Source organism: Roseibium sp. SCP15 (assembly GCF_040329435.1).
GTDB lineage: Bacteria > Pseudomonadota > Alphaproteobacteria > Rhizobiales > Stappiaceae > Roseibium.
The window spans coordinates 442,559-455,232 of sequence record NZ_JBDZYI010000005.1 but is presented as its reverse complement, the minus strand read 5'-3'; the positions used below and the strand labels follow the sequence as shown (position 1 = coordinate 455,232).

Below are 12,674 nucleotides of genomic sequence, written 5' to 3'. Positions count from 1 at the left end.
GGAGGGAAGAAGCAGGCGGGGTCGCAGTTGCCCACTTCTTCCATCCACTAAAGCGCTGACGACGCACAACCTGACAATCAGCGTGCCAATTCAATCGCAAAAGCCTTGCCAATTTGTTTTCAGCGAAAATTTTCCATATCTGGACAGCCACACGTCGCCGGACACAAGATACTGATTCTGTTTAGAAACTCTTCACCACTGCTGCATTGCAATTTGCAAGGCCGCCTGCAAACGTGGCTAAGAAAGAGTTAACAGAAACGCCCGGCACAAAACGGAGCTGGCCCGAACGAAGGGTCAGGAAAATTCCTGTCGCAAATCGATTGTCGACTGCTTGCCGATATCGTCGATATGACGATCGAGCCATTCCCTGGCAGTTTCACGGCCCAGATCCTTCAACTCGGTCAGAAACGCCCATTCCGCATTCAGCTTCGAGGAGGCCTGCAGAGGTTTCAGTTCCGTGGCAAAAATCCGATGCATGTGCACTTTCATGTATTCGTCCGCAGAGAGTTTGCCTTCTTCGATCAACCGGGTGACAAAATCGATTGCACGCAGTTCCCTGAGCAAGGTCGAATTGAAGGTGATTTCATTCAGCCGGTTGACGATCTCGCGCGCGGTTCGCGGCACCTCACGGCGTTCAAGAGGATTTATCTGAACCAGGACAACATCCGGTGTCGCTGTCTTGTAAAACAGCGGATAGAGCGGCGGATTGCCCATATATCCGCCATCCCAATACGGCTCTCCCTCGATCTCGACCGCCTGGTAAAGCTGTGGCAGACAGGCTGAGGCCATGACCGCATCAAGCGTCACTTCTTTTTCGCTGAACACCCGGATCTTGCCCGTGAAGACGTTGGTTGCCGCAATGAAAAGCCTGAGACCTGAGCAGCAATGTACACGGTCGAAATCGACCATCTTTTCCACCACATCGCGCAAGGGATTGATGTTGAGCGGATTGAACTCGTAAGGCGAGGCAAACCGGGACATAACATCGAAATAAAGATAACTCGGCGAATGGTCGAGGCTCCAGTTTCCGAGCAGCACATCCAGCGGCGAACGCTGAATCGGACTGTATTTGGCCTGCTCGCTGACTTCATGCCAGAAGGCTTCCAGACTTTCCCGAGCCCCTTCCTCGCCTCCCGCCTCCATTCCGCTTGCCAGAACGACCGCATTCATGGCCCCGGCAGACGTGCCGGTGATCGCATCAATGGAAAGACGGCTGTCTTCCAGAAACCAGTCCAGGACACCCCAGGTGAAGGCGCCATGCGCACCTCCCCCCTGGAGGGCCAAATTGATCTTCTTCGGTTTCGCCACGGCTGGTGCCTTCTGATCGGGACTGGTGGGTCGAAAACGCTTACTGCGCGGTCCAGCCGCCATCGATCGGCAGGATGGACCCCGTGATCGCAGACGCGGTGTCGGAACACAGGAACACCGCATATCCGGCGACCTGCTCGATCGTGACGAACTGCTTGGTCGGTTGCGCTTTTAGCAAGACGTCCCTCTTGACCTCTTCCTCGGTCATGTTGCGCGCCTTCATCGTGTCGGGAATCTGTGCTTCCACCAACGGTGTCCAGACATAAGCCGGGCAGATCGCGTTGACAGTGATGCCCTGCTCGGCCACTTCCAGCGCGACGGTTTTGGTGAGACCCGCAATCCCGTGTTTGGCGGCGACATAGGCGGACTTGTAAGGGGATGCGACCAGAGCGTGCGCGGAAGCGGTGTTGATGACCCGGCCCCAGCCTCTTTGCTTCATGCCCGGCAAGGCAGCCTGGATTGCATGGAAAGCAGAAGTCAGGTTGATCGCGATGATCGCGTCCCACTTGTCGACAGGAAACTCGTCAACCGGCGAGACGTGCTGAATGCCGGCATTGTTGACCAGTACGTCAACCGACCCGAACTCCTTTTCCGCATCGGCGATCATACCGGCGATCTCGTCACCCTTGAGCATGTTGGCCGGAGAATAAGTGCAGCGCACACCGAAATCCGCCTCGATGGCAGCACGTGTCCGTTCAATCTCTTCCGCATCGCCAAGACCGTTGATGACGACATTGGCACCCTTTTCGGCTAATGCGCGGGCACAACCAAGCCCGATCCCGGAGGTGGAACCGGTGACGACAGCGGTTTTGTTGGCAAGCATTCAGGATCTCCCAAGAACTGATAAAATTCCGGCACAACATTTGACCAGTTCTCGCCGCACTGCAACAACGGAATGACGAAAAGTGATTAGATCGTCATGTTTGATTGTCGCAGCGGCTTTTCAGCGCCGTTTCATGCGCTGTGCACCGGCAAGCGCCTTGCGCGCACGATCCCGGGCAACTGCCCTGTGTTCTTCTGCTTGCGAATAGTCATCCGCCGTCAATCCGAGCTTTTCGGCAAACCGTTCACGAACGAGGCCATAGAATGTAGCGTGCAGACTTGCGAACACCCACACGAGGATCAGCATCGTACCCATCGGGAAAATAGCGGAACGGACCTGTTGCCAGATCTCGCTCGCCGGCAGAAGACCGTCGGAAACGCTAAGCAGAAATCCCCAGACGAAAACCAGAAAACCGGCCAGCAGGCTCATCACCAGCGCGGAAAAGGCCATCGGCCAGCCGAGGCCGGACGTTGCTCTCCAGCTCTCTTTCAACGTCAGGGGATCATCGACGGCAGCTGCCGGCAGGACAACGGAGAACTTCTGAACCACCATGAGAGCGATGAAGGGAGCGAGAAACAACAACAGCAGGCCGGCACCGGCCGTAATCGCAGCCAGCAGCAGTGATACGATGACGAGCGGCACCAGCGAGAATGCACCGATCAGACTGAGCACAATCTGGTTGACGATCACCCGGACAGTGCGCCTGCCGAAAAAGACGGGAAAGTCACGGGCATCGATCAGGATCCGCCGCACGTAGGCAATCGCAATCCCAAACCCGACAACAAGGTTGGCAATTCCAGCCAGTGCCCTGAGCGCGCCCTCATCAGGCGCTGCAACAGGCTCGGTCATGTAGGACACGGTCCTGAAGCCGCTCTCCGGCATCAGCGAAGAACCGATTGCGAAGTTGAGGGCAACCAGCAACAGAATATACGCCCAACCGGTCCGCAGCAGCGTTCCGACATGGTGCTGTGCCAGTGATAGCGACCGTTCCAGAACGGTTATGAACATTGCCTGCTCCCGAAATTCGGCTCTGCACGCAAAGTAGGGACTTTATTGAAAAACGCTAGGGTCCGGGCTGCTGTGCGCTTCCGTCGCCATCCGGTATCCGGCTGTCAGAACCGAAATGCCGAGCACCGTCACGATGATCTGCAACAGCACGTTCAGCAGCATCAGTTTGAACTGCAGCAGAATGATCGGCAAGCTTCCCGCCATTCCCTGGAGCAGATACTGAAACAGGATACCGGCCAGAACAAAGGGAAGAGACAGGATCAGCGAGGCAAGGAACATGCGCCAGCCAAGACCTTCACTGATGGAATAGGCTTCTCCCAAGCTGATTGGATGCTCCACCGCTGTGGCTGGAAGAATGAGCGACAGTCTCATGAACGTGGGAATTGCGAAAATGAGGAGCAGGATGGCGAAGACACCGGTTACAACGGGAACGCCGATTGCCACCTGAACGAAACCGATGATCAGCCAGACACAAACGAATATCAACGCCAGCAGCAGCGACTTGAGAATGAACTTAAGCTCAAGGCCTCCCACTCTCAAATGAATGAGACCCGGCGTTTCTCCCAACAGGCCGAAACGGTGCCAGGCAACACCGATGCTTGCCGAAGATGCCAGGGCGAACATCAACATGACAACGGACAAAAGCACCATTGCACCTGGATTGCCCGACTGCGGATCGGCACCACCCGTCGCCAGCCTGATCAGCATCATCAGCGCGAATTGCAGTACGAACCAGCTGCCGCAAACCTTGAACACAGTCTCAAGGTTCCCAAAAACGAGGGAGACCGAGTCGCCCAGCAATCGCTTCAACATACAAAAGTCCTCAAGCCTTCATGAAGCCCCGACAATTGCGGCTCCTTGCCATTGCGTTTAATTGCTAAAATCTGCAATTGCAACGACGCCACCCGCACCCTGAACGCCCCATGATACGGTCAAGGATTGCCGTTTTTCGACGCAGAACCAAATCATTCGCTGGAAAGTTGGGACAATATCCCTCATATGGTGGGCAAAAGCGTGTAACCGGTTGGTTCCTGTCATGATTGATGATTTCGCAAAAGCCCTGCCCCGCCGCAAGTCCGTTGGAGTTCCGGTCGGCAACGTCATGGTCGGTGGCGATGCGCCGATTGTCGTCCAGTCGATGACCAATACCGACACTGCCGATGCGGATGCGACCGTTGCGCAGGTCGCGGCCCTTGCGCGTGCGGGGTCCGAGATCGTGCGCATTACCGTGGACCGGCCGGAAGCGGCGGCGCAGGTGGCCCGCATCAAGGAGCGGCTGGACCGTATTGGCATCAATGTGCCCCTCGTCGGCGACTTCCACTATATCGGCCACAAGCTCCTGACCGATTACCCGGACTGCGCCGCAGCACTGGACAAATACCGGATCAATCCCGGCAATGTCGGCTTCAAGGCCAAGCGCGACACACAGTTTTCCCAGATCATCGATATCGCGCTCAAACACGACAAGCCGGTGCGGATCGGCGTTAACTGGGGCTCGCTCGACCAGGAGCTCCTGACCAAGCTGATGGATGAAAACGCCGGGAGCGAAAAGCCTGTTTCCGCCGCAGCCGTGATGCGTGAAGCGATCATCCAGTCCGGCCTCCTTTCCGCCGAGCGGGCTGAAGGTCTCGGCATGGGCCGGGACAAAATCATCCTGTCTGCCAAGGTCAGTCAGGTGCAGGACCTGATTGCAGTCTATGCCGATCTTGCACGCCGCTGCGATTACGCCCTGCATCTGGGCCTGACCGAAGCCGGCATGGGCACAAAGGGCATCGTCTCATCCTCGGCCTCCATGGGCATATTGCTGCAGCAGGGCATTGGAGACACAGTTCGCGTCTCGTTGACACCGGAACCGGGCGGTGACCGCACACGCGAAGTTCAGGTGGCCCAGGAACTGCTCCAGGTCATGGGGTTCCGTGCGTTCGTACCGGTTGTTGCAGCCTGTCCCGGATGCGGCCGGACCACGTCCACCGTCTTCCAGGAACTGGCCAGCGAGATCCAGGACCATATCCGCGAATCGATGCCGATCTGGCGCGAGCAGTATCCGGGCGTGGAAAGTCTCAACGTTGCCGTTATGGGCTGTATCGTCAACGGTCCGGGTGAATCCAAACATGCCGACATCGGCATTTCCCTGCCAGGCACCGGCGAGACACCGTCGGCACCTGTCTTTGTCGACGGCGAAAAAGTGACTACTCTCCGCGGCCCTGGCATTGCCGACGAGTTCAAGCAAATGGTTTTGGACTATATCGAAAAGCGCTACGGGACCGGTTCCTCTTCTTCCGACGCCGCCTGAACCAGCTGAGGGGCTTTCACAATGATGCAGCAGCCGGGTGCACCCGAGCCACGTAAGAAGCCGATCCTGGTGATCACGTCACAGGTGGTACGGGGCGGCATCAGTGGCCGCGGCCTGACTTTTGCGCTGGAACGGATTGGTCATGACGTCTGGTTTTTGCCCACGATCCTCCTGCCCTGGCATCCGGGCCACGGAAAAGGTACTCGGATCGTCGCCTCTTCCGAAGATTTCGCGGCAATTGTGAACGATCTTGTGACGTCACCAAAGCTGGAAGAGCTTGGTGGCATCATCTCCGGCTATCTTGGAAATGCGGAACAGGCGCACGCCATTGCCAAACTGGTAAAGGCCGTCAAAACGGTAAATCCCGAAGCGCCTTATCTTTGCGATCCGGTCATGGGAGATCATGTCAGCGCGTCCGGTGGTGGACTTTACGTGCCAAAGGCAACGGCAGAAGCCATACGGGACGAACTGGTCCCGTTGGCCGATATCGTGACACCCAATGCCTTTGAACTTGGCTGGCTGACACAGCGCGAAGTTGAAAGCGAACTTCAGGCCCTCTCTGCCGCCCGTGCCCTTGGCAACAAACGCGTGCTGATCACGTCTTCGCCGGCGCTGCGCCGCAATGCCATTGCAAATCTTCTGGCGGGCCCGCGCGGAGCGGTTGCCGCCGAACATGCCGCGATTACCAATCCACCACACGGCACCGGTGACCTGATCGCAGGTCTTTTCCTGTCAAATCACCTTCAAGGCTTCGATGACGAAGAAGCCCTGAAACGGGCATCCGCATCGGTGTTCGAACTTGTTGCGCGCAGCGTCAAAAAGGGCGCGGATGAGCTGCTGTTTGCCGAGGAACAGCAATCGGTGGTCAAGGCGATGGCGCTGGTAACCTCCCGCCGGGTTCTGGAAACCAAGGTTCGTGCCTGAGGACATCGATATCTGGGTCGCCGGAGCCGATGGCTGCAAGGCCGGCTGGGCAACCGTCCTTCGAAACCTGAGCAAGCCGGGCGATGTACGACTCGAGATCTTTCCCGGATTTGCGGATTTGCTCGGTTTTGTTCCGCTTCTTTCCATCATTGCGGTCGACATGCCGATCGGATTACCTGATCGGATTCCTCCCGAAGGTCGTGGCCCAGAAAAAGCAGTGCGCAAACATCTGGGCATGCGTCAGTCATCTGTCTTCACAGTTCCGTCCCGTGCCGCGGTCCATGAAGACGACTACAGGCAGGCTTGCTCCACGGCGCTTCGCACGTCCGAACCGGCAAGGAAAGTTTCCAAGCAGTGCTTTTATCTGTTTCCGAAGATCCGCGAAATCGATGCGCTGATGACCCCGGAACTGGAAACCCGCGTATTTGAAGTTCACCCGGAACTCGCTTTCTGGCGGCTGAACGGCGAACGGGAAATGAGCCTGCCGAAAAAAATCAAGAGCCGGGCCAACCCGGAAGGCCTCGATCAACGCAGGGATCTTCTGGTGTCAAAAGGTCTGCCGCACGACTTTCTGGACCAGAAGCCTCCGAAGGGCTGCGGACGCGACGACCTGCTGGATGCCGCCGCCAACAGCCTCATTGCCGAGCGTATCTTGGAAGGTTGGGCGGAACCGTTTCCCAAGAAGTATCGAAGAGACGGCAAGGGCCTCAGAATGGCGATCTGGGCGTGAATAAAAGTTTCAGAAAGGGCAAACGGGATATCATCGGGAAACCAATCGACGGGAAGCAGCTGGAACATAGATGAAGATTGCTTTTCACATCTTGGTTGTTTTGGCCCTGACACTTTTGAGTCAGCTCGGTGGTATCGCCTGGATTGTTGCCCTATTCTTCAAACGAAGATTTGTAGTCTTTTTCATCTCCTACGTATTTTTGAGTTTCGCGGCAGTTTGGCTTGCCCCGGTAACAAGCGGCAGAGTTGCCTTGTCCTGTTTCGAGCGCGGTTCTCTGGAGATGCAGTCCTGGATCTTCTGCGCTCTGAACAGAAATTATGTCTCTCCGAACGTCAAGAATGTTCTGAAAGACCTTGCGACTGCGACGGATGCAGCGTTTCCCGGAAGCAAAACTCTTGTTCTGGATGGAAATTTTCCTTTCATTGAGGGCTTTCCGCTGATACCGCACCTGTCCCACGACGATGGAGACAAAGTGGATCTTGCTCTTTTTTACCGAAAGGACAGCAAGTACCTGCCGGGCGCAACTCGATCGCCCATAGGCTATTTTGCTTTTGAGCAAGGCACCACCGAGTGCCCGCAGGAACCGATTTCACTTCGATGGGATCTCGACGTGTTGCAGCCCCTTTGGCGCAATCTTGAACTGGACCCGAAACGAACACGCTACGCCGTTAATTGGCTCGCCTCTGATCCTCGCGTGAGCAAAGTTTTCTTGGAGCCCCATCTGAAAAGGCTCCTGAGCATTTCAGGATCGAAAGTTCGCTTTCAAGGGTGCCGGGCAGCGCGCCACGACGATCACATCCACTTTCAGCTCTAACTGCTGTTGCTGGTGGAAGCTGGCCTGATCCTGTGTGTAGGCAAACACCTTGCTGAATCTCAATCTACCAAGGGTGATTTCCACCAACTTTCAGTTTCACGCAAGACTCGCAAAACTTCCCTTACGTAAGTTATGGTGACCAAGTACCCTATTGGTCACAAGACCACTTCGCAGGTCTCCTTGCAGAGGATTAATGTCATGCGATTGAAATTTGTTTTTGCATTCATGGTCGCCTTCGGCCTCTCCTATTCAGGACCGATTGATTTCAAAGAACTTTCTGCCGGAACTTCGATGTTTCTGGGAATCGGATCAGCCAAAGCCCAGAACCCGACACGCAACACGGCACGGCGCACTGCGCGCCGAACTACACGACGGGTCAATTACCGCCAATCGGTCGCGGGTTGCACGCCCTACAACGCCTATTACAACTGCGGCGGTGTCTATTACCAAGCCGTGGTTCAGGACGGTGCCACCGTCTACATCGTTGTAAATCCCTGATTTTTTAACATGGAGTTTCCAATGAATATTGCCCGTTTGTTGGCCTTCACCGTCGGCATCTTTCTGCTTGGCTCTGTTTCCCAGGCGCAAGGTCCGGTGCAAGGCGTTCTGGAAGCCTGCGAAACCGAAATTACGACCTACTGCGATCAGGTTACTCCGGGTCACGGCCGTATCCTGTCCTGCATGTACGCCCACGAAGACAAGATCAGCGACACATGCGCGGCGTCGATCGTTGATCTCGCCGACGCGCTCGACTTCATGTTCGCCAATGTCACCAATGCGGTTGCCCTGTGCGCTGCTGATATCGAAGCCAATTGCTCTTCGGTCGAATTTGGTGGCGGGCGCGTCCTGTCCTGTCTGAAAGAGAATGCGGACAAGGTATCCCCTGAGTGCCAGCCGGTCGTAAATGCGTTCAGCGAGAAGTTCGGCCTGGAAGACTGACTGAAAGAGAGCCTTATTCCGCTAGGCGTCAGGGTGGCGCAGCTGTTTAAGCGCTGCGTCACCGACTTGGCCGAAATCTGAGTAAGTTGCTTGAAATGGCGCCTAAAGCTGGTCCAGCAATGCAGCAATGTCAGATTTGAGATCTCCTCTTCTGACGGCATTGCCGTGACAGGGCACGACGAGCGTCGGAGCGTCTTCCTCAACACGCTCTCGAACCCAGGCAGAAAAACGGTCAGCATTCTGAATTCCGTATTTGGGAAAAGTCTTCAGAAAACCGAGGGCGCCACTTTCATTGTCACCGCTGTCCAGACCGCAAAACGCATCCGTGACGACCCAGGCTACTCCGGCTTCTCCCTCAACCCTTAACCAGATCTCTCCCGTCTTGAGACCGTCGGGTTCCAGGAACGAAGCATTTTCAGGCAAGGCCGCCTTCAACACGTCGAGCCCCTGGAACTCGCGTGAAGTGATCTTTTCCAGCCTTGGCCTTGCCAATTCACCACTGATCAGCCCTGCATCAGGGTAAGCCTCGGTAAATTCCGCAATCGCCTTGTTGTGATAGTGGTTCGGGGCGAACAGAAACTTTACCGGTGCCATCTCTTCAAACCGGGAGCTTGTATTTTCGACCGGGCTGTAAAGACAAACTCCCCCCGCCCGCAAACTGACAGCGATACAACTCAGATTTCCCCGCCGGGTGGTCCACAGGTCCGAGAACCCCTGCACTCGCGTGGGTGGCTCCTGCATTTTGCTCATGGTCTTTCCAGGCTCTTCAGCTGATTACAGAGAATTTCGACCAGATGCGTTCCGGCATCATGCCGGCGCTCCACCCGGTTTTTCGTGTGAACACCCATGACGCCTGAAACCAGGCCGTTGGCCATCGCATCAATGTCGATTGTCGGATCAATTCGCTTGACGGCCCGGGCGTTGCGAAGGCTCGCCGCGAAACGATCCTCAAGCGTGTTCCAGTACTTTGATACTGCCTCCTCCAGCCTGGGGCTTTTGACGCGCGCATTTTCGATCCCCGTGTTGACGACAAGACAGCCGAATTGACTGGATGTCATCGATCCTTTCGTCACGAGCGACTGTAAAAAGGCGACTATCTCCGGAATACCACCGTTGATCATCGGTGCCATCGCAGATGAAATTGCCCTGTCGGAGTACATTTCCAACGCCGCCAGATAGAGGCCTTCCTTGCCACCAAATTCGGTCCGGATGGCATATTGATTGAGACCAGTCAGCTCTTCGAGTTCACGAACGCCAAGTGCCTGGTAGCCATGTTGCCAGAATGCGAAAACGACGCGTTCAACAACGTCATCGACTGAATAGTTTTTTGGGCGTGCCATGGCCAATCACAATTTCCATACGAGTGTATTGAAATAATACCTATACACTCGTATGGAAATGTCAATCCGGGAATGTTCAAATTTTTCCGATTGCCCTTCCCTTTTCGTCAGAACCTGCTAAAACCCGCGCCGCTCGCCTGACAGCGGGCCACCGGTCGCAGCCTACCCGGTGACGAACGTCTCAACGGGCGTTCACAGCGAAAACAAGGGACCACATCGTTGAAAGCACTTGTCATCTGTTCTGGCGGAATGGATTCCGTCACCCTTGCGCACAAAATTGCGCAGGATCATGAGCTCACCGGTCTGATCTCCTTTGATTATGGCCAGCGGCACAAAAAGGAATTGGACTACGCCAAGGCCTGTGCCGAAGAGCTGAAAACCGAGCATATCCTGATGGACATCTCCAATATCGGCCGCCAGCTGACCGGCTCGGCGCTGACCGATGACGTGGATGTTCCCGACGGGCACTATGCCGAGGACACCATGAAGATCACCGTTGTGCCGAACCGCAACGCGATCATGCTCACCATCGCCTATGGAATTGCCGCATCCCGCGGAGCGGATGCCGTTGCAACCGCAGTTCACGGCGGTGACCACTTCATCTATCCGGATTGTCGCCCGAGCTTCACCCAAAGTTTCGAAGCGATGCAACGGCACGCTCTCGAAGGTGTCGCAGACATCCGGCTCTACACACCCTACGTCCATATCAGCAAGGCTGACATTGCAGCCGAAGGCCTGAAGCTTGGCGTCGACTATCGCAAGACTTGGTCCTGCTACAAGGGCGGCGACATTCATTGTGGCCGCTGCGGAACCTGCGTCGAGCGGCGAGAGGCTTTCCACCTGGCCGGCGGGATCGATCCGACCGAATACGCGGATCCGGACTTCTGGAAGGCGGCCTGCAATGTTTAGGATCACCAAAGAGTTCCACTTTTCCGCCTCGCACCAGCTGAAGGGGCTTGGCGACGACCATCCTTGCTCACGCTTTCACGGCCACAACTACGTGGTCGAGGTTGAACTGGCCTCCAACGAGCTTAACACCATCGGCTTCGTGCGCGACTACAACGAACTCAAGACGCTGAAAGCCTATATCGACGACACGCTGGACCATCGTCACCTAAACGATGTCCTGGGCGACGACTGTGTCACCGCCGAACGCCTTGCAAAGCACCTGTACGACTGGTGCAAGGCCGAATGGCCGGAAACGATGGCTGTCAGCGTCAGGGAAACCCCGAAAACCTGCGCCGAATACCGGCCACTTCTGTATGTTCCGGTGGAGGCACGGTCATGACCCTGGAAACCATTCGCGTAAACGAGATTTTCGGACCCACCATTCAGGGAGAAGGTGCCCTGATTGGCCAACCGACCGTGTTCGTGCGCACGGGCGGCTGCGACTATCGCTGCAGCTGGTGCGACACGCTCCACGCCGTTGACAGTGCGTATCGGGACGAATGGCACCCGATGACATCACAGGCGATCATGATGCAGGTTGAGATCCTTTCCGGCGGCCAGCCACTGACGATCTCCTTGTCCGGCGGCAATCCGGCCATTCAACCGCTCGGAGGTCTGATCGAACTGGGCCGCAAGGAAGGATACCGGTTTGCCCTGGAAACCCAGGGCAGTCTCGGCAAGGACTGGTTCGAAATGCTGGACGTGCTGACACTCAGTCCGAAGCCACCCTCAAGCGGCATGGAAACCGACTGGCAGAAACTGGCCGAATGTGTCGAGGCCGCGGGCTCTGAAACCAAGACGGTCATGAAAGTTGTGATCTTCGACGATGAGGATTACGCCTATGCCAGGGACGTCGCCGCGCGCTATCCGGAATTGCAGCTCTATCTGCAGCCGGGCAACCACACACCACCGCAACCAGAAGAAGCCGACAGCGCCATCGACATGGCGGGCATCATGGAGCGTATGCGCTGGCTGGTGGAGAAGGTCACGTCCGACAAACTCTACACCGCCACGGTTCTTCCTCAATTGCACACCCTGATCTGGGGCAACCTGAGAGGCGTTTGACACCATGTCTGACAAAAGCATCTACGAAAACCTGACCCAGCTCGGCTCTTCCACCGAAATTCCGGACGATCCGGAAAAGGCGGTTCTGGAAAAAGTGCCGAATCCACAAGCCGGAACCAAATACATGGTCCGGTTCGTGGCTCCGGAATTCACATCGCTTTGCCCGATCACCGGCGCACCCGACTTCGCGCATCTGGTTATCGACTACGTGCCGCGCGACTTTCTGGTAGAAAGCAAGTCCCTGAAGCTGTTTCTCGGCTCCTTCCGCAATCACGGCGCCTTTCACGAAGACTGCACGGTGTCCATCGGCAAGCGTCTTGTCGACCTGTTGGATCCCGAGTGGTTGCGCATCGGCGGCTACTGGTATCCGCGCGGCGGCATTCCGATAGACGTCTTCTACCAGACCGGCCCGGCACCGGAAGGCGTCTGGATACCCGAACAGGGCGTCGCGCCCTATAGAGGCAGGGGTTAACTCGGCGCGG

General features: G+C 56.4%; 16 protein-coding genes. 10 read left to right on the top strand and 6 right to left on the bottom strand.

Annotated features, from left to right (window positions below; translation table 11 throughout):
* Window positions 1–294 precede the first annotated feature (294 nt).
* The 4 genes from ABLO27_RS25140 to ABLO27_RS25125 all read right to left on the bottom strand — a co-directional run bounded on the left by ABLO27_RS25140 (window position 295) and on the right by ABLO27_RS25125 (window position 3,952).
* Window positions 295–1,308: a patatin-like phospholipase family protein gene (locus ABLO27_RS25140; protein ID WP_353036844.1), complete on the bottom strand. Its 1,014-nt coding sequence runs from the start codon at window positions 1,306–1,308 to the stop codon at window positions 295–297.
* Window positions 1,309–1,348: 40 nt separating this feature from the next.
* Entirely contained in the window at window positions 1,349–2,131 is a 783-nt protein-coding gene (locus tag ABLO27_RS25135; RefSeq protein ID WP_353036843.1) for a 3-hydroxybutyrate dehydrogenase, read from the bottom strand.
* Window positions 2,132–2,251: 120 nt separating this feature from the next.
* Window positions 2,252–3,139, bottom strand: a complete 888-nt coding sequence (locus ABLO27_RS25130) for a 4-hydroxy-3-methylbut-2-en-1-yl diphosphate synthase (protein WP_353036842.1) — start codon at window positions 3,137–3,139, stop codon at window positions 2,252–2,254.
* A gap of 42 nt (window positions 3,140–3,181) precedes the next feature.
* Window positions 3,182–3,952, bottom strand: a complete 771-nt coding sequence (locus ABLO27_RS25125) for a hypothetical protein (RefSeq protein WP_353036841.1) — start codon at window positions 3,950–3,952, stop codon at window positions 3,182–3,184.
* 223 nt (window positions 3,953–4,175) lie between these two features.
* On the opposite strand from ABLO27_RS25125, the gene ispG reads away from it, so the two are divergent.
* The 6 genes from ispG to ABLO27_RS25095 all read left to right on the top strand — a co-directional run bounded on the left by ispG (window position 4,176) and on the right by ABLO27_RS25095 (window position 8,839).
* Entirely contained in the window at window positions 4,176–5,432 is a 1,257-nt protein-coding gene (ispG, locus tag ABLO27_RS25120) for a flavodoxin-dependent (E)-4-hydroxy-3-methylbut-2-enyl-diphosphate synthase (protein ID WP_353036840.1), read from the top strand.
* Between the two features lie 21 nt (window positions 5,433–5,453).
* Window positions 5,454–6,356, top strand: coding sequence for a pyridoxal kinase (gene pdxY, locus ABLO27_RS25115; RefSeq protein ID WP_417714845.1), 903 nt, complete (start codon window positions 5,454–5,456; stop codon window positions 6,354–6,356).
* Window positions 6,349–7,086 carry a DUF429 domain-containing protein gene (locus tag ABLO27_RS25110; protein ID WP_353036839.1) on the top strand — a complete coding sequence of 246 codons (738 nt, stop codon included), beginning with the start codon at window positions 6,349–6,351 and terminating at the stop codon, window positions 7,084–7,086. Before pdxY ends, ABLO27_RS25110 begins: the two co-directional genes overlap by 8 nt.
* A gap of 70 nt (window positions 7,087–7,156) precedes the next feature.
* On the top strand, window positions 7,157–7,900 hold the full coding sequence (locus tag ABLO27_RS25105) for a hypothetical protein (protein WP_353036838.1): 744 nt from the start codon (window positions 7,157–7,159) through the stop codon (window positions 7,898–7,900).
* A 198-nt stretch (window positions 7,901–8,098) separates the two neighbouring features.
* Complete coding sequence (locus ABLO27_RS25100; RefSeq protein ID WP_353036837.1) at window positions 8,099–8,398, top strand: hypothetical protein; 300 nt, start codon at window positions 8,099–8,101, stop codon at window positions 8,396–8,398.
* A gap of 21 nt (window positions 8,399–8,419) precedes the next feature.
* Entirely contained in the window at window positions 8,420–8,839 is a 420-nt protein-coding gene (locus tag ABLO27_RS25095; RefSeq protein WP_353036836.1) for a cysteine rich repeat-containing protein, read from the top strand.
* Window positions 8,840–8,941: 102 nt separating this feature from the next.
* Here the strand turns inward: ABLO27_RS25095 and ABLO27_RS25090 are convergent, their stop codons facing one another.
* Window positions 8,942–9,589 carry a hypothetical protein gene (locus ABLO27_RS25090; protein ID WP_353036835.1) on the bottom strand — a complete coding sequence of 216 codons (648 nt, stop codon included), beginning with the start codon at window positions 9,587–9,589 and terminating at the stop codon, window positions 8,942–8,944.
* Window positions 9,586–10,179, bottom strand: coding sequence for a TetR/AcrR family transcriptional regulator (locus ABLO27_RS25085; RefSeq protein WP_353036834.1), 594 nt, complete (start codon window positions 10,177–10,179; stop codon window positions 9,586–9,588). Before ABLO27_RS25085 ends, ABLO27_RS25090 begins: the two co-directional genes overlap by 4 nt.
* 219 nt (window positions 10,180–10,398) lie before the next feature.
* Between ABLO27_RS25085 and queC the strand changes: the two genes are divergently transcribed.
* The 4 genes from queC to queF are packed head-to-tail and all read left to right on the top strand — an operon-like array spanning window position 10,399 to window position 12,664.
* The gene (gene queC / locus ABLO27_RS25080) at window positions 10,399–11,088 is read left to right on the top strand and encodes a 7-cyano-7-deazaguanine synthase QueC (RefSeq protein ID WP_353036833.1); all 690 of its coding nucleotides are present in this window, start codon (window positions 10,399–10,401) and stop codon (window positions 11,086–11,088) included.
* Window positions 11,081–11,467 (top strand): 6-carboxytetrahydropterin synthase QueD, encoded by a 387-nt coding sequence (gene queD, locus ABLO27_RS25075; RefSeq protein WP_353036832.1) that lies wholly within the window; start codon window positions 11,081–11,083, stop codon window positions 11,465–11,467. Before queC ends, queD begins: the two co-directional genes overlap by 8 nt.
* Window positions 11,464–12,192 (top strand): 7-carboxy-7-deazaguanine synthase QueE, encoded by a 729-nt coding sequence (queE, locus tag ABLO27_RS25070; RefSeq protein ID WP_353036831.1) that lies wholly within the window; start codon window positions 11,464–11,466, stop codon window positions 12,190–12,192. Before queD ends, queE begins: the two co-directional genes overlap by 4 nt.
* 4 nt (window positions 12,193–12,196) lie before the next feature.
* Window positions 12,197–12,664, top strand: coding sequence for a preQ(1) synthase (queF, locus tag ABLO27_RS25065; protein WP_353036830.1), 468 nt, complete (start codon window positions 12,197–12,199; stop codon window positions 12,662–12,664).
* Window positions 12,665–12,674 lie beyond the last annotated feature (10 nt).